The sequence below is a fragment of the Marinomonas sp. ABL3_031 genome, assembly GCF_056161265.1.
The window spans coordinates 14634-38569 of record NZ_JBSWYU010000009.1 but is presented as its reverse complement, the minus strand read 5'-3'; the positions used below and the strand labels follow the sequence as shown (position 1 = coordinate 38569).

General features: G+C 41.3%; 17 protein-coding genes. 2 read left to right on the top strand and 15 right to left on the bottom strand.

Annotated elements, in window-relative coordinates; translation table 11 throughout:
- Position 1 precedes the first annotated feature (1 nt).
- From ACXAH2_RS11075 to ACXAH2_RS11035, 9 genes are read right to left on the bottom strand one after another with little or no spacing between them, the layout of a single operon-like run.
- Positions 2-946, bottom strand: coding sequence for a type II secretion system F family protein (locus ACXAH2_RS11075; RefSeq protein WP_475078518.1), 945 nt, complete (start codon positions 944-946; stop codon positions 2-4).
- Positions 943-1926, bottom strand: a complete 984-nt coding sequence (locus ACXAH2_RS11070; protein WP_475078517.1) for a type II secretion system F family protein — start codon at positions 1924-1926, stop codon at positions 943-945. Before ACXAH2_RS11070 ends, ACXAH2_RS11075 begins: the two co-directional genes overlap by 4 nt.
- Positions 1927-3291 carry a CpaF family protein gene (locus tag ACXAH2_RS11065; RefSeq protein ID WP_475078516.1) on the bottom strand — a complete coding sequence of 455 codons (1365 nt, stop codon included), beginning with the start codon at positions 3289-3291 and terminating at the stop codon, positions 1927-1929. It abuts the gene before it with no gap.
- Entirely contained in the window at positions 3288-4529 is a 1242-nt protein-coding gene (locus ACXAH2_RS11060; RefSeq protein WP_475078514.1) for a CpaE/TadZ family protein, read from the bottom strand. Before ACXAH2_RS11060 ends, ACXAH2_RS11065 begins: the two co-directional genes overlap by 4 nt.
- Before the next feature lie 14 nt (positions 4530-4543).
- The gene (locus tag ACXAH2_RS11055; protein WP_475078513.1) at positions 4544-5218 is read right to left on the bottom strand and encodes a CpaD family pilus assembly lipoprotein; all 675 of its coding nucleotides are present in this window, start codon (positions 5216-5218) and stop codon (positions 4544-4546) included.
- 14 nt (positions 5219-5232) lie between these two features.
- Positions 5233-6627: a type II and III secretion system protein family protein gene (locus ACXAH2_RS11050; protein WP_475078693.1), complete on the bottom strand. Its 1395-nt coding sequence runs from the start codon at positions 6625-6627 to the stop codon at positions 5233-5235.
- 51 nt (positions 6628-6678) lie between these two features.
- Positions 6679-7617: a Flp pilus assembly protein CpaB gene (cpaB, locus tag ACXAH2_RS11045; RefSeq protein ID WP_475078512.1), complete on the bottom strand. Its 939-nt coding sequence runs from the start codon at positions 7615-7617 to the stop codon at positions 6679-6681.
- 17 nt (positions 7618-7634) lie between these two features.
- Positions 7635-8195, bottom strand: a complete 561-nt coding sequence (locus ACXAH2_RS11040) for an A24 family peptidase (RefSeq protein ID WP_475078510.1) — start codon at positions 8193-8195, stop codon at positions 7635-7637.
- Between the two features lie 18 nt (positions 8196-8213).
- Positions 8214-8411, bottom strand: coding sequence for a Flp family type IVb pilin (locus ACXAH2_RS11035; protein ID WP_475078509.1), 198 nt, complete (start codon positions 8409-8411; stop codon positions 8214-8216).
- A 331-nt stretch (positions 8412-8742) separates the two neighbouring features.
- Between ACXAH2_RS11035 and ACXAH2_RS11030 the strand changes: the two genes are divergently transcribed.
- Both ACXAH2_RS11030 and ACXAH2_RS11025 read left to right on the top strand, forming a co-directional pair.
- Positions 8743-9408, top strand: coding sequence for a response regulator transcription factor (locus ACXAH2_RS11030; RefSeq protein ID WP_475078508.1), 666 nt, complete (start codon positions 8743-8745; stop codon positions 9406-9408).
- 4 nt (positions 9409-9412) lie between these two features.
- Complete coding sequence (locus tag ACXAH2_RS11025) at positions 9413-10789, top strand: sensor histidine kinase (protein WP_475078507.1); 1377 nt, start codon at positions 9413-9415, stop codon at positions 10787-10789.
- Here ACXAH2_RS11025 and ACXAH2_RS11020 read toward each other — a convergent pair.
- The 6 genes from ACXAH2_RS11020 to ACXAH2_RS10995 all read right to left on the bottom strand — a co-directional run bounded on the left by ACXAH2_RS11020 (position 10786) and on the right by ACXAH2_RS10995 (position 23556).
- A complete protein-coding gene (locus ACXAH2_RS11020; RefSeq protein ID WP_475078505.1) occupies positions 10786-12924 on the bottom strand; it encodes an HlyD family efflux transporter periplasmic adaptor subunit in 2139 nt (712 codons plus the stop codon). The two genes, ACXAH2_RS11025 and ACXAH2_RS11020, sit on opposite strands and share 4 nt — an antisense overlap.
- 5 nt (positions 12925-12929) lie before the next feature.
- Positions 12930-14282, bottom strand: a complete 1353-nt coding sequence (locus tag ACXAH2_RS11015) for an efflux RND transporter periplasmic adaptor subunit (RefSeq protein WP_475078504.1) — start codon at positions 14280-14282, stop codon at positions 12930-12932.
- A gap of 9 nt (positions 14283-14291) precedes the next feature.
- Positions 14292-14990 carry an efflux RND transporter periplasmic adaptor subunit gene (locus ACXAH2_RS11010; protein WP_475078502.1) on the bottom strand — a complete coding sequence of 233 codons (699 nt, stop codon included), beginning with the start codon at positions 14988-14990 and terminating at the stop codon, positions 14292-14294.
- 77 nt (positions 14991-15067) lie between these two features.
- Complete coding sequence (locus ACXAH2_RS11005; protein ID WP_475078501.1) at positions 15068-16774, bottom strand: TolC family protein; 1707 nt, start codon at positions 16772-16774, stop codon at positions 15068-15070.
- Between the two features lie 29 nt (positions 16775-16803).
- A complete protein-coding gene (locus tag ACXAH2_RS11000) occupies positions 16804-21927 on the bottom strand; it encodes a beta-propeller fold lactonase family protein (RefSeq protein ID WP_475078500.1) in 5124 nt (1707 codons plus the stop codon).
- A 42-nt stretch (positions 21928-21969) separates the two neighbouring features.
- Entirely contained in the window at positions 21970-23556 is a 1587-nt protein-coding gene (locus tag ACXAH2_RS10995) for a TadE/TadG family type IV pilus assembly protein (RefSeq protein ID WP_475078498.1), read from the bottom strand.
- Positions 23557-23936: the final 380 nt, after the last annotated feature.

The following is a 23936-nucleotide window of genomic DNA, read 5'->3' as shown; positions in this document are numbered from 1 at the left end:
TTTAACTTCCTAACAAACGAATAATACGAATCATGGCCGGCGTCCCCATCATTGCAATCACCGGAGGTAAAATAAAAACCATCAAAGGAACACTTAATTGCGCAGGTAATTTCCCCGCTTTTTCTTCTAGCTCCAACACTAAATTCTTTCGACTTTCTACCGAGATGGTACGTAAAGCCTGAGACAAAGGCGTACCGTAACGCTCGGCCTGAATTAATGTGGACACCATGGCATCAATGTTGTCGACACCGCAGCGTTCCGACAAATTCATTAAGGCACGACTTCGATCGCTCAATATTTGCAACTCTGCATGGGTATAACCCAGTTCTTGCGCTAACTCAGGTGAAGAAAAGGCTAACTCTTTTGATACCGTCTTTAATATTCTGCCTAATGGCAAACCCGCTTCCGCACAAATAACCATCAAATCAAGTGCATCTGGCAAACTTGAGGACAAGCGTCCACCTCGACTTGCCGCTCGCATTTTTAACCAAACTTCGGCGCCAAATGAAGACAAAAAAAGCAACACTAAGCTGCCTGCTAAGCCCATTAAGCTCAACCTTTCCCCTTCACCCAAGCCTAAAGTTAGAAAAACAATAGCGGTAACAATGCCCAAAAAAAGTTTACTCGAGGTATATATTCCAAGTGCTTGTTGCTGCCTAAACCCCGCCATTAACAACAATTTTCGTGTTGCAAAGCGATCACTTTCCGTTCCTGCGAGTTGCAATCCAATGCGATCTAATGGAGTCAGAAATCTAGCCCATTTACTCACAGGGTCTTGCGCGAAAATAGCTTCTACTTCTGCCTGTTGCTGCTCATTGCTACCATCTACACTTAATCTCTCGGCTAAACTTTTGGGTTTGGTACGGGTATAAAGAGCCAGTAAAATCAGTCCAAACGAACAGAGTATCAAGCCCAAAAAAGCGGGCAGAATCATTTCTTCTTTCATCGAATAACTCGCTTAATCATAAAGTGTGTAATAGCCAGTCCTGTTACCACACTACCAAAAGCGTAAAACAGCACACTGTTACCTGTAGGATCATTAAGCAAAAAATCAAAATCTTTTGGTGAGTTGAAATACATGTAGGTTAACGATAGGGGAGCCAGCATTGCCACAATCACAGCCGAAGCTCTTACTTCAGACGTTTTAGCACGGATTTTTAGCGCCAGTTCGTGACGCTCGCGCAAGGTTTCAGACAATCGTTCTAAGGTATCACTCAAACGCCCACCTGCTTCCTGATTAATAATCAAAATCACGGCAAAAAAACGATATTCGTTTAACGGTACTCTCAATGCCGAATCTTGCATGGCTTGCCTTAATGGCACCCCAAGAGCAAGCCATTTATCAATCAACACAAACTCTTTCGCTAATGGGCCTGGCAAATTATTTGCCACCAAACTAAACGCATTAGTAATAGGAACGCCAGCCTTAACAACCCTGACAATGGAATCGATGGCCTGAGGCAAGTTTTGCTTAAATTCTTTTAAATGTTCATTCATTGCATTGCGGTACAAAATAAAAATCAATGCGAAAAAAAATACTATGAACAGAACACTGCTGAGCACTATTGGTGAAGGACTATTTTTACCAAGGGTAAAGCCTAGTAATAAACATGGAGCAGCCAATAAAAAGGCTTTTTCGCGCCACTTTTCCTGCCAGCCCAACAAGGATAAATCTAGCCAAAAGCGCCTCAACCAAGAGCCAATCACTGGCAAGGCAAACCAGCTTGAGTGTTCGGTCTCTTTCGCCATATTGATGTCACTATACGGTTCTGAAGCATGATTATGTTTAAGATCGTTTTTTAATGCCGTTAAGAATGTTTGCACTTGTTTTTGCTTTTGATGTTTCACATAAAGCACATATAAAAAAGCAAAAATGAGCAATATCGAACAGAAAATGATAATGGCTATAAGACTGGAAAAACTCATTTAGATAGCGTCCTCAAAATAATGAGAATGCGTAGCATAGAAACTTGGCCGTTGGCCACTAGCAACAAAGTCTCCCACAATGTTTCCTGAGGCATTAATTGATTCGGTTTGAAATCCAAACAACTCCTGCGTTTGAATCACATCATCTTCCATACCACAAATTTCTGTGATGGAGACAATACGACGAGAGCCATCTCGCATTCTTTCAACCTGTACCACCAGATCCACGGCACTGGCGATTTGCCTGCGTATCGCCTCTTGAGGCAACTGCATACCCGCCATCATGACCATATTTTCTAAACGCATTATGGCATCCCTAGGGGTATTAGCATGCACAGTACACAAAGAGCCATCATGGCCTGTATTCATTGCTTGCAACATATCAAAGCTTTCGCCCCCCCGAACCTCACCCAAAATAATGCGATCTGGTCTCATACGCAGAGCATTTCGCACTAAATCTCGTTGATCCACCTTACCGGTTCCTTCTGCACTTACTGGGCGAGTTTCTAAACGCACCACATGAATTTGCTGGAGCTGCAGCTCCGCCGCATCTTCTATGGTGATAATGCGATCATCGCTACTAATTTCCTGTGATAAAGCGTTCAAAAGTGTCGTTTTACCTGCCCCTGTTCCTCCGGACACTATGATATTTAATTTGCCCTGCATTGCTCGTCTTAGCACCTTCACCATATCTGCAGACAAAGCCAGACCACTTTGCAATACTTCCAACGACATATTGCGTCGCATGAACTTACGAATCGAAATAGAGGTACCGTCAATGGCTAGAGGATGGGTTATGATATTTACTCGACTACCATCGGTTAAACGTGCATCAACCATAGGTTGAGTTTCATCAATGCGTCGCCCAACGGCAGCCGCAATACGCTGCGCAATATTCAGCACATGCTCTTCATCAATAAATCGAATGTTAGATAACTCTAATTTGCCGAAGCGTTCAACAAACACTTGCCCTGCACCATTCACTAAAATGTCGTTCACCGAGTCATCCGCTAACAAGGGTTCTATCGGTCCAATACCAATCATTTCATGAAACATTTCGCGACAGATACTTTTCTCATCCTCCATGGATAGCTGTAAACGATTACTGTCACAAATGTTACGAATGATATCTTCAATTTGCTGATTAAGGCTTTCATGAGAAAGCGATGCCGCTTTTACTGGATCGATTTGTTCATACAGGTGTTGACGTATGAGACGTTTATTTTTGAAACCTAACGAGTCCGAGTCCTGCTGATAATTTTGCCGGATAACCTTTTGCGCTTGCTGCTTTTCAGTGACTTCTGACGCTGATGGAACGGCTTGAGGATGTTTATGCTTTTCTTTTAGCCTTGGCTTAATGATCACAAACGCTCTCCCTTCAATGGAAAAGACTGGCTCCTTTTCGAAGGAAGCAGTTTCGCTAGCAAATTCGCGATGGTAGGGCGAGGGAGGTCATAGGTAGTCACTTGCTTACCACAGGCTAAATCTGCCAAGTTCAATAACCCCTTAGTTAATTCAGGAAAGGCGTCTAATGTCATTTTCCCCTGCAATAAACTCTTACCCAGACCACTTCCAACATAAGGCAATAGCAGATCTACTTTTCGACCAACAAAGTCTTCAAAAGCCTTTTGTGTAATCACTTCATTATTCTGCTGACGCGTTGCGTTTCTGACCAACAAAATACGCTGACCTGTCGTTTCATCTCCTATTTCTTTTAACAGACGTAAGGTATTTCTCGCATCCAATACCGTGAAATCAGTCACAATAATTCTTGTTTGACTGTGCTGTAAGACCGCTAGAGAACCAGTAGGTTGATAGGCAGGTAAATCCCAGACGACTTGATTAAACATACGGCACAAACTTGCGCCGAGAAGCAGTACTGAATCTTCTTCCTGGATTTCTGCAGCTCTGTAATTTGGTGGTTGCGATATCAGACTTAAACGCTCATCTATTTCATTAATGGAACGTTCCAATAATCGCGTATCTATTTTTTCTGCATTTAATACACTGTCTAGACCAGAGCAGGCATTCATGCCCAACAACAAACCTAAACAACCATTTTTTCTATCGTAATCGACCAGAGCGGAAGCTAAGTGACGCTTTGAGGACAAATATTTACCTAGTGCAAAGGCCACCAATGAGACGCCTAGACCGCCAGACGAACCAGTAACAGCAATGGTTCTTCCAACCGCAAGGTTTTCTTCTTTGCCACTTTGCGCCTTTTCAATCATGCTGGCAATCTTGTCTAACGGTGCTGGCTTCACCAAATAATCAAACACGCCCATGGATAAAAGAGAGCGATATAAGTCGATACTCTGGTCTGAACCAACCGCAATCAGTTTACAACTAGGCCCTGTCACCTCAAACAATTCTTCCAATGCCACCAATGGGGCTTTAATACCATCAAGATCAACAAATAAAACATCTGGAACTGTATGAACCTTACTCCACTCCAAGGCCCCTTTAACGCCCCCCAATAGCACCTGTTCTGAAGCGTATCCCAAACGAGTAAAACTGTCTGAGATAACCTTTACTTCATCTTTTTGGGTGACAAAAAATGCGACAGATGCGGTCTTTTCTTTCAATACTTTACTATCACTCATTGCACACCGCCTGTTTAATCATCATTAAAATCTATATCTATCAGCGGTGTCACATCTGATTCGTGATAACGTGTTACCGACTCCACTGCATAAATACCATCGACGGGATCAAGCACTCTGCCACGCATCAAATCTCTAGGGTCTGCTACCATCTGCGCTAAATTTGCCCTATTAGCACAACCTAATGTACCCACGGAATCATAAGGTGTCACAGACCACGTTTCTCTGTGTTGTATCGAGCACTCTTCTGTCGTCACTACTAATGCCTCTGATGTAAGAGACAAATCCCAGTTTTTTTGCTGTCCTTCCTCTTCAGTTTGATTCATTTCAGCGACCCGATATTGAGTGGGTAAAACAATAATGTTTTTTCTAGTAACACCTAAACCGAGAAAGGTATTTTGTAAGCGGATAGCAAACACTTCACCTTGATCTGTGTAGGGTTGCAAACGGATCGTTTGGTTAGATAAACGCCCTTGATTACGTAACAAAGTGTTCATCGACTTAATATCATGACGCTGTAAATTACCATTTTGTTGAAGTTGTAATGAGATGGTCGAAACCGTCGGCTTAACCTGATAAGGGGAATTCATACTTTCACTGGCAAGATGGCCATTTCGCAAAGCATGAACAGTATGGTCGCACCCGCTTACCAGTAACGAAATTAATGCACTTAATAAAAAAATACGCATGATAAAACACCTTCTTAATACAAATAGCCCGCTGAGGCTAATGGCGGCAAATGGGCATCTAAATCACGGATTCCCTGCACTGGTGACTGCAAGTTACTCGCAGAAGTAGGAGTAACAACATAAGCGGTTGCAATGATGACCAATTCCGTTTCTTCTTTTTCATTGCTTTCAGACTCAAACAAACGCCCAATGCCTGGAATGCTTCTCAATCCTGGAATACCTGACACAGTTTGGCTAACACTGCTGCGCAACATACCTGCCAAAGCAAAACTTTGGCCACTCGCTAACTCGACCGTAGTATCAGCACGGCGCACTTTAAAAGCTGGAATGGTTAAATCATTAAGCTGCACCGCACCGTCTTCAGTAAGATCACTCACCTCAGGCGCTATATGTAAGCTGATACGGTTCGGCGACAACAATGTCGGTGTCATGCGCATGATCACACCATATTGTTTATACTCGATGGATGTACTGTTGTTTGTGATAATCGGAATTGGTACTTCACCACCAACCGCAAAACCCGCTGTTTCTCCTGACATAGCAGTCAAATTTGGCTCAGCAAGAATACTTGCCATATCGTCGCTTGACAGTGCTGACAACACCCCACCCACATTACCAATAGTGCCGCCCAATACTCCATTGGTGATACCACTGCCATCAAACACACCTGTTGAAGCATCAAATAAGCTACTGCTATTACGAATGAAACCCGTGTTGTTATCGAATAATGCATCCCAGCTAAAACCCAAGCTGTGACTTAAACTTCGTGACACTTCAACAATTCGAACACTGATGTTAATTTGTGAAGACAAAGCCACCTTTAACTGATTCACAATTCTCAAACTTTGGCCATTAGGACCACCTTGTTGTGTACTTGAAGAGGTCGCACCCAAATAAGACTCAACACTACTGATAACCTGTTTAGCTTGCTGAGGTGTTTGCACAACACCACGAACAATTAGACCTTTATCGGTCGCAGGACCAACCTGCACATTGGTACCTGGAACTTCTGTTGCGACCTGTTGAGTTAACCCTTCCAAGTCATAGGAGGAAGAAAGAGTGAGGGCAATAATAATGTCATTCTCTTCATTCAAGGCATATAAAGTGGTTACGCCTGGTGCCTTTGCGAAAACAAAAATATTGTCCGGTGATGGCATTTGAAAACTGGCCACACTCGGGTTGGCTATCAACACCTTAGATGCTGATTCTGGTAGTTTTAATAAGGTGCCTTGATTAATCAATAAATCCACCTTTCCGTTGATATTAATTTCTTCAAATTTAGAGGTATCAACAGGCTTCTCATCTTGTATCTGATTCGCTTCAGCTGTTTGATAAACAGCATAAATTGGAGTACCCCATAGACTACTTATCAAGATAGGTATGGTTAAAAATCGAACTTTGGAAAACATCAAAATAACGTCCATTAGTTATGTACTTAGTGACTAAAAAAGAGACCTTAATTAATTCAAAAAGTCTGTCGTTGCCTGTGCCTCTCCACGAAACATGACCACAGAGGTTTTTTCAGCATTCTCTTTCGGTTTAAAGCTGTCATAGATATCCGTGACCTCACCTAACGTGGTCACTCCGTCTAGACGCTCTTCTTCCAGTGTCGACATCTGCGACATCTCCCGCTCACTATTCACCACGCTTCTTAAAGCAAGTTGCAAGGTGCCAATTTCGCGAGCGACCGTTAATCGTTCGACATCTTTGGGATAGACTTCCAAAGTCACTGTTTCATAGGATTTACGTTTCTTCGCCTGTGACTCTTGAGTCTTTTCAAACTTGCCTCTTACAAAAGTCTCAACCCTATCGTTCAAGGCCAAAACGCGAACGTTACGTAACAAAGTTTGCGATGCTAGTTTGGGCAGTTCAATGGTCACCATAGAACTTTGACTTACGCCTTGCTCCTGATCCCTCTTTAAACTCAAAATAACATCGACTCTATCGCCACCCGCAACCAATCCCGCATTACTTGTGACAACATCAGCGGGAATCGCCACCGCCCGCATACCAGGCTTTAATACCGAAGCAATAAAACCAGGCTCACCAGGAGAAACCAGGTAATCGCTTTCTAAAACACTGCCCGCTGCGACGACCTGAGTTACCGTTGCACCAAATAACTGACGCTTCTCATCAACACCTTTAATAAAATAGCTGTCTTCCGAATAAGCTTTATTAACCGCATGCCACTCAATCGAAGCAGCATCGATAAACTCTCCTGGCATTAACGTTTTTGAAGCAATTAAGACCGGCTTAAAACTCACCTTTGGAGGCTCGCTTACTAAATTCACTGATTTAGGAGGAGGTGACTCAGAAGACAACAAAGCACTCCCCAATAGAGCCCCTCCTAACGCAAAAATAAGAGCACCAGAGACAAAAAAAACAGATGAAGCTTTCATTTAATTTAATCCCAGCATTATCGAAAATAAGGGGTTATTAACAAATACAACACCCCTCCAGAAATGGCGACTCCGTATGGCATTCCCTTAACGCCCTCGCGAGAAAACACCATAGGAGTCGGAATATTTAGCAAAGGAAACCTATCTGACAAATGTTGAATGAATCTTGCTCCAGCAATTTCAATTAGTGTGAGCACAGGAATAAATAACGCCAGCCCACCACCAATCAAAGCCGTTACAATCAAAAATGCCAATTGATTATCGACACCAACCCATAAACATAATACCGTCAACAATTTGACGTCTCCCGCCCCCATTTGACCGAACAGAAATAACAAAAAACCAACGATCAATACCGCCAAAGCGACCAATATTGTTTGTAACAAATAGGTAGGTAACTCACTCCCTGAAATATTAGGGAATAGATCAACTCCCAAGAGAGTCGTCAGTGCGATAAGCAACCAAGATATCAGCAAAAAAAACACCAAAACGTTGTGAATACGACGATAAAATAAATCCGTCACAATCACCCAAATAGATGTCCCTAGCAATACAAACAAAACCATTAAATCGGGCATATCTGTTTATCTGTTCCTTCAATCTGTGCCAGGATTATCCGTATTGGTTATTTGATCAGCAATGGATGAAAAACGCTCTTTCAAAGCCGTTACAAATACCCCATCAGAACCAAAAATCACACCAATTGCTGCCGCCATAGCCGCCGCTAAAATGCCATACTCGATTGCCGTTACACCACTTTCATCCGACAAAAAACGCTTAATACTCGACTTCATAATTTCTCCAAAACTGAAACCAATTACCTAATGACACATATTAAGAGTGATTCTCATTAGCAAGACAATAGAAATAAAATTAAGAATACTTAATGAAGCAAATCTAGTACTACATTGGAGGAGATTGATAGGATGTCATCTATCCTAAGGGATAGAGTACATCCGTTTTATATTGAATTTTGAATATAAAAATCAATAAGTTAAATCCAGATTATATTCAAATTTTAGAGTTTTATTTTTTCGCTATTGATAATCATTATCATTTTGATTTATTATTCAGTTATTCATGCATGGATATTTTCGACTTCCTATTACTGCAGAGACTTTTAATATGCGTATTCTTATCGTTGAAGATGATGCTTCTGTTAGCCATTGGATTGGCAGTAAATTACACAATTCAGGCCATTCTTGTAAGTTGGTAGATAATGGTGAAGATGCTCTAAGACTGATCAAAGAAGAAGTATTCGATGTGGTTTTATTAGACAGAGTCATTCCCAAGATAGATGGTATTCAGTTATTAGGGCTACTCCGTGATACACCTCATCCGCCCGTGCTCATCTTATCCGCGAATGACCAAACTTCAGACCGAATCGAAGGACTAAAAGCAGGAGCAGATGACTATCTTGGTAAGCCTTTTGACTTTGCTGAACTCCTGCTCCGACTGGAGCGTTTATATTGTCGAACTAAGCAAGTCGCCTCGACCAATTTTATTAAAATCAAAGATATGATTATTAATCTTGAACTTCATGAAGTCACGCGTTCAGGACAAAAAATTGATTTGACCAACAAAGAGTTCAAATTACTTTACGTTTTAGCAGAACATCCTGGACAAACCGTCACGCGCAGCATGTTGCTAGAAAAAGCATGGGGCTACCACTTTGACCCTCAAACTAATGTGCTTGATGTGCATTTATCAAAGTTACGCAACAAGCTAGATAGTGGATTCCAAAATCCCATTATTCGAACCATACGATCTGTTGGCTATGCTTTAGGATAACATCTTGTTTATCAAACCTTTGTTTAACAGTAGTAGCTTCAGACAAGCTACTACTATTGCCTTTATTTGCCTTTTAATTTCGTCTGCGGCTATTTTAATATGCGACCATATTCTCAATAACATTATGAGAAGTCATGTTCGGGCAAAGGTATTTGAGAACTTTGAAAATCAAGAATTTAAAGGCTTATTTAATGATAGTGCGCTGCTCGCAAACCGACTTGAAAATGAATTTCCAATGGACACCAGAAAAGATCATTTCAGGTTTATCATCAATGCTGAAAATGAGGTCATATACGGTCAACAAGATGCAATTTCCGTCCAACAACTACAAATGCTTAAGGACTCTCGTTCAGAAACCGCGCAAATTTTATCACTAAATTGCATTGAAAATGAGTTGTTTGGATTAGCGGTTCCACTTAATGATGGTGGCCTATACTTCAATGCTTATAACATCCGACCAATGCTGCAACAAACCCGTATTATTCCACTAATGACAGGAGCTGGACTGCTTGCTATCCAAATGACAATTCTATTAATTAGCCTTCCTTTTAGCTTATATAATTTATTTAGAGTGAATCATATTATTGAAGCTCTAGAGCAATATGCCCAAGGAAAACATGATGTTAGAGTAACATATCGGAATAATGGCGATGAATTTGGTCAACTAGCGAAAGAAATTAACCTAGTATTAGGAAGGACTCAAACGCTTATGGAAGAGGTAAGAACCATTACCAGTCATGTCGCTCATGAACTTAGAACCCCTCTAACGCGATTACAGCATAAATTAATCAATGTTTGTGAAAAAACACATGGGCCTGAGCTAGAGGAATTAGAAGATGCCATTAAAGAAACCGAACAAATACAAAAACTGTTTCGTTCCATTATGCGTTTATCTGAAGTAGAAACAGGTCAAGTTATCCATCAGAAGAATAAAATCAATGCTTATGAAATATTGCTAGAGTTATACGAGTATTATCAGCCTTTGGCTGAAAGTGAAAACATATTACTTAAAATAAAAGCAGAGAAGAAACACTATTTTTATGCGGATAAAATCTTAATTTTTCAAGCCATGGCAAACCTATTGGATAACGCCATAAAATACGCCCCTGAAAGTAAAGTCATTACTCTAAGCATTGAACAGGCTCCCGGAGAAACGCTCATAAAAGTGACGGATGAAGGCAAGGGCGTCCCAGAAAAAGACATCAACACAGTAACAAAGCGTTTTAAACGCCTTACCAGTAAAAAAGAGACCTTTGGACACGGCCTCGGTCTTACTTTGGTCAAGGCCATCACCAATTTGCATAGTGGCAAATTTCACCTAGAAAACCATTACCCTGGACTGACTGTTTGCATTACGCTTGAGTCAAACAAAATCCATTAGAAAGATGACTCTCGAATCAATACGAACATCACTTGTTGCAAGATACGTGAAACAATACTGATAGGCTCAGCTTCAATGACTATATTGCCTCGCATAACGATATTCGGCATATTAACGTCTTGATCCATTGGTCTGGGCTCTAGCTTCACACGATATAAGGCTTCCTCTACCGCAGGGAACTGATCGTGGCCTGATGATATGGCAGCAATATCACCACCGTAAATCGACGCCATCTCAGGATACGCAGATAAAACGCTAATTCTAGTGTTTTCCATTTTCATAAGTGTTAGTTCTAAGCTTGGAAAAGAAACGTTTTCTGGTATAAAAACCGCTTTTGTACCCCTTGCAATCCTGTCATAGTCTCTCTCGGATACAAACGCTTCTACTTGTTGTCCAGTTAGAGACGTTAGTCTTCCTAATCGGCTCCCCTTTGCTAACCAATCGCCCTCATTCAGCGAAGGAGAAAGCTCAGCAATCTGACCATCGAATGCGGCTCGTAACGTGAGTTTTGACAATTGTCTTTGGGTTAACTCTAGATTTTGCTTGGTAGCAATAAGATCTTGTCTAACGAGCTGCAAACCAGAGGACGCTTCGTCATCAAAAGGGCTGACTCTTAATTCTTGTGTCAATTGCGCTATACGAATACTTAAGGCCTTAATTTTTTGACTAAGCTCTGGTGATGAAAACTCAAATAACACATCTCCTTGACTAACCTGCTGCCCTTCTTTCAGCCACTGCTTTTTTAGTTGTGCCCCCTCTGGAGCATACAAATGAGATTCTTGCTTTGCATGTATCACAGCGGGGGCCATGACTTCATCTTGCCAAGGAAAACAGACAAGAAAAATACTCAATATGGCGAATAGGGCACTAACAATAGTATTTTTATTAACTCTCATATCCTGTTTCATCTTTAACCAAATTTTTATCTCATCAACAATGGGTTTAAAAACAAACACCACTATCTCAACAATAAACAAAAAAATACCCAACAATTTAAAAGCAAAGTGATAGACAGCAAGTGCAATCCCTATATAAAGAAACAACCGATACAACCAAGTCAGAAAGCTATATATGAGTAATGTCTTTTGCATTGGCTTTGAAAAGCTTTCAGGGGCAACTTGGCCAAAAGCAAACATTTTTTCCCTTAGCCACCACCTAGCATAAGCAAAAGATCTACTTTGCAGGTTTTCTATAGACAAAAGATCCGACAGTAAAAAATAACCGTCAAAGCGCATAAATGGACTTAAATTAATCAATAATGACAAAATCCAAGTGGTGGTCGCTAGCATAAAGGCCAAGCTTCGAGCCAAACCTTCCGGTAAGAAACTCCATAATAATAAAGCCCAAGCCGCCACCATTAGCTCAACCGTAATTCCTGCTACTCCAATTAACAGGCGTTGCTTTTTCTTTTTTAATCGCCAAGAGCCAGAAGTATCTGTATAGAGAACGGGCCAAAGCACTAAAAAAGCCACTCCCATGGTCGCCACTTTACCGCCAAAATAGGTACAAACATATGCATGACCTAACTCGTGCAAGATTTTGGTGGCAAACAGAGCAAGTGCAGCCATGACAATGCCTTCTACTGAGTAAAAATACATGAAGGTGTGAGTGAATTCCTGCCACTGGCGACTAACAAGAAATCCCCCAACACAAACAGCAATCAGCGACAGAAAAATAAAAAATCGACTAAAAAAGAACTGAGCAAAAGGGAGGCTTCTTCGCAAGAATCGATTCGGTCGACACAAAGGAATACGTATGAAAAGATAATGCTTCAACAACCAAGTAAATGGGTTTGTCTGATTTTTTTTCGGTGGCTCTGATTCATCGGCCAACAGGGTAAGGGGATGAGACTTAAGCAAGTAATTACGTTTCAAGAACGTGCCAAAGGCCCGCACCTCATTGACACTAATATGCAGTGGCAAACTTTTATTAATGTCCGCTGCAATTTGCTCCGGATCTTCCAAAGCCCAACGAGCTAATATCTCGACTTCAGTCCAGCCAAGACGGAAAAAACGTCCACTTAATGGGTCTTCTAATGTCCAGGTAGGTGCACCAGAAGAGTCGGCAGGCCCCTCAAAGAGTTTTAACTCTTCTCTTACTATCCCAAACTCCGTAGATACATTTCTATTTTCCACTTACCTTACCACATTAACCATAAACGCAAGGTTGATAAAGGCTTTCTAAACAAATAATAAAACAGTGAAGTCGACTCTCCGTATAATTTCGCCACTCCCTTGTTGCCCAATCTCAAAGGCTTATCATGGTCAACAAAGTCAGCTGTAATCTGTAACGCGAACAATCCTTCCTTAGTTTGACTGGCCTGATAAGCAAGATTAGTAATGCTGGCATTAACTGGCTGGCTTGGGTCGCTATTAAGGAAGAATTTGACTGGAGTGCCTTTTGTTAGATCGATTAAATCATCTAGTGGTAGGGAGATTTCTAATGTGATTTCATCTGGGTTAGCTAACGTCATGATAGCATCGCCTAAACCAACAGGTTTACCCAGCCAATCAGCAGCATTGTCAAAGATTACCACGCCGTCCTTAGGGGCAATTATCTGCGTTCTTACCAGCTGTTGTTGAAAGTATTTCAACTTTGATTCTGCCAGCATCAGTTTACCTTGCAAAATCGCTATTGTTGCTTTTCGCTGCGCATCAATAAAAGACTGCTGACGCGTCATTCTTAGTTCCGCTTTTGCGATTTGATAGCTTTGACGAGCATTCTCTAATTCTTGTTGCAGTGCCTTTGAATCTAAACGAGCAATTAATTGTCCTTGTTTTACATTATCGTTAGGCTCAACCTTAAAATCACCGATTGCCCCGTCCATAGGAGAACGTAATACTAGAGGCTGCTTGGGCACCACATCCGCAGGGGCGATAACCGATTGGCGAACAGGTATAAAAGCTAATAACAAGGAAACACAAGTAATAATAAAAAGATAGACGGTTTTTTTCTTCAACCATTTAGACCCTTTACTGCGCTTTTCAAACATCACGCCAGCGTGGCCATAAGCGGCGGTTAAAAAATCCAACAGTTTTTTTTCTCTTAATGAAAGACTTGTTTCACGAGACATCAACAGAATAGCGATCAAATGACCATCTGGCGCTTTAATCGGTAACCAGATCACATGATTTGTAAAGTATTCAACAAACTGTTGAGCATCTTCTGACGATAAATCCGACAACTTAACATCATGTATTCGATCAGCTTTTTCTGTCGACAAGAGAAACTGAATTAATTGACTCAACCAGCTACAGAAAGGTGCATTAGAATCTAATTCAGCTAAACCTGATGCACCGACCAAACGCTTTGAAGCACATACCCAAAGATAACTTTGCTGATAATCAAGTAACGATATTGGCTCATTCAAACAACCAAAATACCACTCTTTTACTGTCTGGGCTGAACGTATTTTTTGCTCCAGCTGTATCAGTGTCAAAAGGTCACTTTCAATTGAGCTAGCAGCATTGTCTTTATCGTTAAGGCGCTTCATATACTAAATCTAGTCATTATCGAGAGAAGAAAAAACAGCATTGCCACTCATGCCTGGTAGCAGTAAGCCTTTATGGTGAGGTGCAATTTCTCCAACCACAGTAAATGACTGGCTAAGCGGATCAATTACAGCCCCTAAGCGAATGACTTTGGCTTGATATTCCTCACCCGTTTCATCTAAACGTATGTGAAAGCGATCACCAATGGAAATTTTGTTAATCCAGTGAGAGGGCACAATAAGAGCGACTTCATAAGCAGAAGTACTGTAAACCTCAAGAATTGGCTCGCCCTCTGAAACAAATTCTCCCTGCTGAACCAAGCGTTTTACCACGCGACCTGAAAATGGCGCCCGAATCACACAACGCTTTACCATAACGTGACCTATGCGGCGCTCTGCTTGTGCCATAAGCAAATCCGATTCCGCTTGGTTCACCTCCATCAGACTGATTGACTGCAGATTATTCAAGCGTTTGGCAACCGCTCGCTTTTGCTCTGCCACTTGCTCAGCTGCCTTGGCATAATCCAACTTTGCCTGATAAACATCACAATCAAACTCCACCAATGGCTGGCCCTCTTTAAACGCTTGTCCTTCACGCCATTGCAACTGTTTTATTCGCCCCGATAACTGACTCGAAAGCACCATTTGATCCACTGCTTGAAGTTGCACTCTAATATCGGTATTGGGTGACTCATTCAAATCCGTTGTCAAATTTGCTACTGCCTGAAGTTGAGGGCAAAACATACCGACAAACGAAATCAACACCATTAAAATAAATGTAAAAAAGTTCATTGTTGGTGATAATTTGTATAATCAATGACAGCGGTTCCTTGCAAAGAACCTACGCTCTCTAAAACAACCAGCTGGGGCTGCACTTCTTCAGCGCTTTCTGATTGCGTCTTTTGCTGCTCCAGTGACGCAGCATAAGGTTCCGACATATTGTTAAATTTCTGTCCCAACTCTTTAGCAGGCAGCACTGTGTCCTGACTTAACTTGCCTTGTTTTAGTTGTTCATCCTGAATAAATATGGACTGAGATAGGGTCTTAATATCAGACCCTTTTAGCACTTTAGGCAGAGGATCTAATCCTGCTGCTTTATATATTGCACCATATGCACTTTGCATATTAGAAAAGTTACGATCACGACTACGCTGAGCCAATACACTCTCTGTCGCCACTCTCACTCTTTCGACTAAAGATTGCGTATTATTCTGATAAGCACCGTTACTTTGATCCAAAATAGCGGCTTGAATGCGAGACAATTCATCCGCTCTTTGGTATCGATTATCCGCCTGTTTATACTGATGCCATGCCAAATTTATCTGTGCTAATACAGCCATTCTTAAAGCCTGACGCCGTAACTCAGCAACAGACAACTTGGCTTCCCCTAACTTTTTAACATCCGAATAAGAAAATACATTTAATAGATTCCAGCTGACCTGTACACCGGCATCAGCCCAATCTTTATTCAATGCATAACTGTTACTGTTATAATGCGTACCAACAAACAAAGAAGCACCCGGTAACAAACGCATAATAGAGGAACGCGCTTCTAATACAGCATTACGCGCTCGATATGCTTCTTCATTAATTTCCGGCCGATTCACCATTGCCAAGGATTCCAACTCTGCCAAACTATAATGCATTTCAAGTTGAGGCGTTTCTTGCTGGGCTAATTCAAATGTGGTGGCAGGTGGCAGATTCATTAAACTTGCTAACGTCGATTTAGCCGTTGCCAAGTCTCCTTCTAGCATCTCCAAACGACTGATCATTTCCAGCAAACTTTTTTGATAACGTAATGAATCTAATGGCGAGATTAAACGTTCCTGTGCAGTTTTTTTAGAAACCTCCAAAGCACTATAGGCATCTTTTAACGTTGACTTCACCATAGGCTGTAACGCTTGCGCAGTTACCGCATCCCAATAAGCTCCACGTACTTTTTGAATAATATCGGATACCACGGCCCTACGACGCTCTTCTGCAGCCAAAATGTTATTGGCTTGTGCTTTAGAACCAAAATAACCCACGCCAAAATCTAAAACGTTCCATGAAATACTTAGGTCAACAGAAGCAATGTTTTTATCTTGGCTGGTAGAAGACACTAAAGATTGTGTTCCAGTCGCAATGGATTTGCTTGAAGATGCCGATTCATTATTACGTCCGGTCCAACCTGCACTTGCCGCCACCTTTGGCAACATCTCATAACTTTGGAGATCTAATAGGTTATCTTCAGCCAATTTTTCCATCAAAGCCAAACGCTCCTGCAGATTATATTTCACTGCTCGAGCCATGGCCTCCTGCAAAGTAATTGGCTTCTCAATGGGCTCTTGATTCTTAAACATAGCCGTTCGATCCGCTTCCACTAAGGCAATTTTTTCTTCCCAAGTTATCGGCGTAGGCGTTACTGAACATGCTGTTATGCCCATTAATAATCCCCCCGCTAGTACTAGGGTTTGCATTCGCTTCGTTATGGAATAATGTGTCTGTGTTTTCACTATAAAACCTTATATTGACAAAGTTAAAATTACTGATTGGCACTAAGTTCAGCTAAAACAGACTCATTTGCAGCAGAAAACCCCACTGAGCTTGCTTGTTTTATTTGTTCAGAAAGTGGTAGAGCAGATATATTTTGGGTTAATTTATCTGACTGGAGTTTGACTTCCACTGGCACCACTGAAGTATTGCCATCTTTATCCACAACTAAGAGATGTAACTTAATTTCACTTTGATCTTCTAACTGTGTTTTATCTAGACTAAGTTCACCTGTTTCAGAGTCATACTCAATACCATCAGGAAGCCCTATGCCATCTGCGGGCATCACCGCAAGAATGGATTCCTCTTCGGATGAAAGAACACTGTTAATGAGAGAAATTAATGCGGTTTTCGTCTCCCCATTATTGAATAATGATAACGAGGTCACTGGATTTACCTGATCATCTTTAATGCTACTGATGCTTGACTGTGCGTCATGAGTCTCGTATGAATTAATTTGACTAGATACAACATCATAATCATTGTTAATACTGACTTCTGCTGAGCTATTTGAAATCACATTCGAGCTCGAAGCGGCTAAGAAACTTGAACTGTTTGAAATCACAATCGAGCTCAAAGCAGCTAAGAAACTTGAACTATTTAAAATCACATTCGAGCTCGCAGCGGCTAAGAAACTTGAACTGTTTGAAATCACAATCGAGCTCGAAGATTCTAAAAAACTTGCAGTCTTTGAGAAGAACTCAATGGTGTTCACACTTATATCGGAAGAAGACCCAGTTTGGTCAATGATGATATTGTTACCGATATCTTGATTTAACACAGTACTGCTTGCTTGAACGACTAAATTCACTTCAAGTGTTGCGATTTGCCCCTTAGAATCGGTTGCTGTGATCACAAGATCAAAACGCCCTGCTTCGGTAGCAGAACCTGAGATTGTATTCGTCTCTTCGTCATAAAATAGGCCAGCGGGTAAACCTGAGACATCAATCGTTAACGCTTCGGTGTCGTTAAATAAACTCGTAGGTAAAGTCAAATTTACCTGCTCGGCTTCCATAATAGAGTCTAAACTGATACTTCCAGTCACTACTGGTGCTGGATTCTCAGCGACTTGTAATCTTATCTCTAAAGAAGCACTACTCAACTCTTGGTCATTTACTTGAATATTAAAAGTCAGGGTTTCAGCCTGAGTTAACGTATTATTTTCGAAAGTGATGTTCCTAACTAACCTATTGACTTCATCCTGTGTCAGTGACGCAGATATAGTGATGGTTAATTGCCCAGAAACATTCGTGAAGGTACCGACAACCTGATCTCCATAAAGTAAATTATCACCATCCAGTGAATAACCACTTGCCGCTAAAACATTGAAAAGATCAGATTCTGATGCCTCCGCTCGTGAAAGGGTCACGATCAAACCAGCGTAATCATCAGCTGCAACCATTTCTTCATCAAACAGAGTCAATTCTGGTGCCAATACAACAGCATCAAAGCCAATTTCATACAGTGATTCTTCTCGACCTGTTGCATCATAAATAGTCAGAGCATCGCCTTGAAGGAAAACGTATCCTGAGCTAGAGATTGAAAGATAATTTCCTTCAGAAGAATCACCTGTCATCACTCCGGCTAACGTTAACTCTCCATTTTCACCAATAAGGTAACGAGACAAATTTCCATCCGACGTCAAAACAAAGAGCTTTTCGTTATCCGCAGAGACAATCACATCAGACAAATTGTCGACACTTACTACATTATTCGTTAACAATTGAAATGATTGATTTTCTGTATCATAAGAGTAGGTATAAATACTGGTTCCATTAACGGCATATATGTACTTACCATCATCCGTTGCAACTACATGGGATGTTGAGCTTAATACGGCACTATTGCCGGCAGAATCTTCATTGCCATTTCGAATATAGGCTTTCCAAGAAAGGCCAGAGTCTCCTTGCTCAAACACAATTAATGTGGATGAGCTAAAATTGGTCGTTACAAATACATAATTACCAGAGACCGTAATACTACTTGGCTGCCATAAGTAAGGTTCACTCCAAGCGCCAGCTATTGTTTGTACAAAACTTAACTCTCCAGTTTCGGAATTACGAGTCATTTCACCTAACGCAGTACCATTAATATAATAAAAATGCTGGCCGTCTTCAGACAAAACTATTTCTTTAATATCGCTTACACTGGAATCATTCGACTCATAGTCACTGACAATCACCTGTAAATTCGATAAAACATTGTTTTCAGATAATGAATATACCGAGATCACATCACCCTCATTACCTAACAAATAAAGGCTTTTACCATCTGATGTTGTAATAAGCTTGTCCACTGAATTGACACCATCCACTGCGGCCAGAGTACTTCGATATTCCCATTCTCCAGTGGTATCACTTAGCGTGAAAACAGCAAGGTTGCCATTACTGTCTGCTACATAAAGTACACTGCCATCACTAGAAACGCTTGAAGCACTAATGTTTTCCAGCCCTTCCGCAGAACTTAGCACTTCAGCCAATGACATCTCACCCGCAGCAATCGATGCATCCTTTGTTATCTCTGGGGCATCATTAACTGCTGAGATATTTATTTGTGCCAACAAAGCATTTGACGTCAATCCAAATTGATCTGATAAGGTTACAGACACACTTACCGTCGACGCGGGGCTCTCACTCGTATTTAAGTATTGGATTTGATTAAGAACATTTTGCACATCTTGTGTCGTTGGGATAACACCATTATCTTCAGTAAAAGTAATAGTTAGAACACCATCTGAGTTTGATACTGTGCCAATAACAACACCGTCTTTCGTCAAAGACGTTCCGCTGAGAGACAGTCCATTGTTATCCTCAAATAGCATTTGATCACTGGAAGTCACCTCTGAAATAGAGATGGTTAACTGCGCACCATGATAATTACCTAAACCATCGTTATAAGTGTCCATTTGAGAATCAGCGAGAACCGCATTAGGAAAGATCGCAGTCCCTGAGTCGTTTTCAGTGTAAGCTACCTGATCTGAGTTACTGGTAAGGGTTGGAGCCAAGTTTTCTTCTGTAGCAGTCGCCAAAGAAATGTGAGTAGTACTACCATAAACTGTTGTGTTTTCACCAATATCTGAACTACTGGTATACTCAACAATACTGAGGCTTACACTTCTTTCACCACTGCTATCATCACCAAGATATTTATAGCCTATGTTATCAATGACATCCGCTGCATCTTCAGAGGAAACCATTAAATACAATGTTACCGTAACCACTCCATCTTCTTCAGAAACAGCATAAGATATTCCATCTACCGTTTGTTGAGTGCCAGAAAAAGCTTCTAGGGTTATTTTTCCATTGTCTACTTTTAGAACGTCATCTTCTGACGCGCCAGTAACGGATAACTTCACTTGCCAAATGGTTTGATCCGACTCTATGGTTTCAATGGACGTATTACTAAACAAACTCGTGTAATCATCGCCCGTACGGTAGGTAATCTCATTTGTCGTCGTTGTAATTTCAGCTGGATTATTAACGCCAATTAAATTCACCGTGACACTAATTGTGGTTTCGTTACCATCTCCGTCATTGACCGTGATGGAAAAACTAGGAGAGTCACCATTTGCAACTGGATCATTACTCGAGTTGAAATAAGTAATTTGGCGCAATACTTGTTGTGCAGTAGCTTGCGTAGTGGATGTGGTAAAAGTAATAGTCAAAACGTTATCAACCACAGAGAAGGTCGCAATTTCACTACCATTTTGAAGAATGACACCATCTTCTAAAGTTAGGCTATTATCTGCTAAAAAGCCGTATTCATCCTCTTCAAGCGCTCCTGATTCCCGCGTCACGGTATAACTCGCACCATTATAATCATCTAACACATCAAGTTCGGAATCACTAATTAACCCTGTCGGCAGAAGAGCGACTCCACTTTCATCCTCTGTGTAAGAAACAGCTGGCACATCAAAACTAAAGGTTAAAACGCCATCACTTACGACAGCAAACAATTTACTATGGTCTGCACTTAAATAAGCTTCTTTAATACTCGAAAAGCTAACGCCTAGGTCATTATTAGAACCAGAAATCGTTTGAACTAAGGTTAATTCTGAAGTGTCATCCTGTAAGAAGACATCAATGTTCGCTCCTAACACGAAGACACCTGTGCCATCATTTGATAAAAGAATGCTTGTTGCTTCGTCGGAAACAGCGTAAGTGTTTAGTAGGTTGAGATGACCTTCTTCATCAAACGTCATTACCAATAAACTGTATTCACCATCATTATTTAATGCATAGACTGTCTTACCATCGGAAGAGATTTGCACCGATTTGATATAATAAAGGTCATCTTGACCTGAAACAGAATTTACAAAGTTTAAAGTGCCATCTTCATTTACAGTAAAAACCGTTACCGCACTGCTTTCACCGCTGGCTCCTACCACCAAGGTAGAGCCATCTTCACTGATCGCTATACTTCCAACCCCTGTCATTCCAGAAACACCCTCGGTGTCATTGCTGTATTGAGCTACCAAAGACAATGTTCCATCGTTTTCTTTAGACAAGACAATTAATTGATCTCCACCTGCCACATACAGATAACCATTAGATGCTTGTATGTCGTACACAAAGTCGGAAACACCATCGATACCAAAATTACTTAACTCTGTACTCCCTAAGCGAGTTAACTCACCCGTTTCCACATTGCGACTAAAAATAACCAAACTATTATCGTCTTCACCAAAAACGTAAAGATAATTTTGGTCCGACGACATAGTAATTAAACTCGCTCCAGCCAAACCTTCGTTCTGTATAACGGTATCATTCGTATAGGTATCTGTATTAAACTCTGAGGTATAGTTATAGTAAGTCTGCAACAGCGTAAGCGAACCATCTTCAGCAACACTGAAGACACTCAGCACAGATGAATCCGTACTCCATGTACTAGAATTACTGCTGACTGCATAAACAAATTTTCCATCCTCGGAAACAGAAACGTCCTCAGCCGCTGCCAAAACTCTAGAGTAAGTAGTTGAATCATAATCATCTGTCTTAGCAACATAATCAATGGAAGTGGACTCAACCTCTAGCGTTGCTGCCCCTGCAGCGTCGAACATCATTCTGGGCTCTAATGCTAGCGCAAATGATGAACGCAATGATTTAGCAAACAACATAGGAAAACTCCTGATTAAAAAGTTCTATCTTTTGAAAACGCATTATTTGATTAAGCGCACATAGTAGTTTTGTCGAATTTCTTCAGCGATCTCTTCTAACGCCGTCTCAATCTCAATTTGTCCTGCCGAAAAGCTCGACGCGTCAACAAAGTGAAGATTTCCGCCATCATTTGCGCATTCCCGTAATCCTGGCCCTGCAACCTCCGCAAACACAGTACGACCAAAGTCTTCAGGATCACCAGGACGCACAGCGAGCAGAAAAAATTTGAGATTACGCTCATTAAAACTTTGGCATAAATCATGAAAACGTTGTGCAGCAAACTGTGTTAAAACCGTATCCCCTGTAAAATCAGAAAACTGATCACGGTTAAAGTTATAACCATCCGTATCAAACCAATCTCCAGTGGTATTGGCCAACATAACGATGACTTTCACATTGCTGTTATTACTACTGAAATCCAGAGGTAATTCCTCATCTCCCCAGCCACTACTTCCGCGCATATTTGGCGACAAAGTCTGTGCAGCCCAGCTCATTGCGATGGCATAATTAACATTAAATCGCGTTGACATAGCATCTAAACGACTGTCGATATCGTCTAAATCATTGGTGAGGGGCAATAAAGGAGCATCAGGACACCCCCAATCAGCAACTATCCAGCGAGTATCCTCAGCCAGTTCACCTGGCCATAAATCAGGATTTGGTCCTGTCCAAAAAATAGGGTTAGCACCAGGACTGCCGTTTTCAGGTAAGTCATGTCGATAATAAACATTAAATTGATTTGCTGGCGTTTGATCCCAGAAAAAATTTTCCCCTTCTCCTAATCCGCGGTACATACATAACAGCTTTGCCACTCGATCAGGAAAACGATTGTCTGCCAAGCTTCTCACTTTACCCGTTTTGAAAAGGCTTCTTAATTCTGGCGGATTGAGAGCGCCTTCTGCCGCCCAACGCGTTATACGATCCGTATCTTCAGCATCATAAACACTTACCGATTGACTAAAAGGAACTAAAGACAACCAGACTCTTTGATTGCTTGAAACTGCATCATCGCCACCATTTAATAAAGTTCGAGCAAAAGATTTTCCCAATGATCGTAATGCACTAAGCTCAGACTCTGTCTCACTTAAAGTATTAGGCATCATTAACGCCACTTCAGTGGGAACAGAAACCACTTCCACCGTTGAAGATATTTCTAGCTCTTCTTCATTCGCTGACAATAAATCGGATTCCGCGGTCAAGGTCACTGTCACACTGTAAGTAGGGTGATCATCATAACGCCCTCGAGTAACAGTAACTGAGTCATCATCTAACTGATCCGACAAGGCAGAGTCCATGCCCAAATTATTCAGGACATAGCCCCGAGCTATGTCAACTAAATTCGTTTCTTCATCATTGTCGTTGACCAGCTGAATACGACCAATCGCTAAGGCAGCAGCGTCGGTAGCACGTTTTACTTGTGCTGAAGTATTGACCATTCGGCTAGTATCTACTGCAAATGAAATGGCGATCAAGGCACCTACCAAAGTCAAAACAACAAAAGGCAAAACCGCGCCAGATTCGTCTTTGATGAAACGCTTTAATACTGCTTTCGAATTAAGAAAAGTATTTTCTAGCCGAACTCTCTTCATCTATAACCACAACTAATCTCAAAACCTCACGTTGGCATGAGCTTAATAAAGATGATAATTATTCGCAATAAAATGAAGGCGCGGCTTTATTAACAATCATTAATGTTTTTAACAGGCACAAAAAAACTACTCTATTCATGGAGCTAGGGAAGGTGCGAATAAGCCTTCTGAGCATCAGTCTTATCAGAAAAACGGCCTATCAAGGCAAGAGTGAGCAGGAATGTTAATACCTTTCAATCGCTCTTAACACAGAGAGAACATTTCTCTGAAAGACCCGAAGGAGACCTAAATGGATGTAGGGGATTAGAGCAACGCAGGAGCGTGCTGCCGAGTGTGGACTAAGCTCTCTTTATTCTTTGTTACGCATCTTGCCAATATGT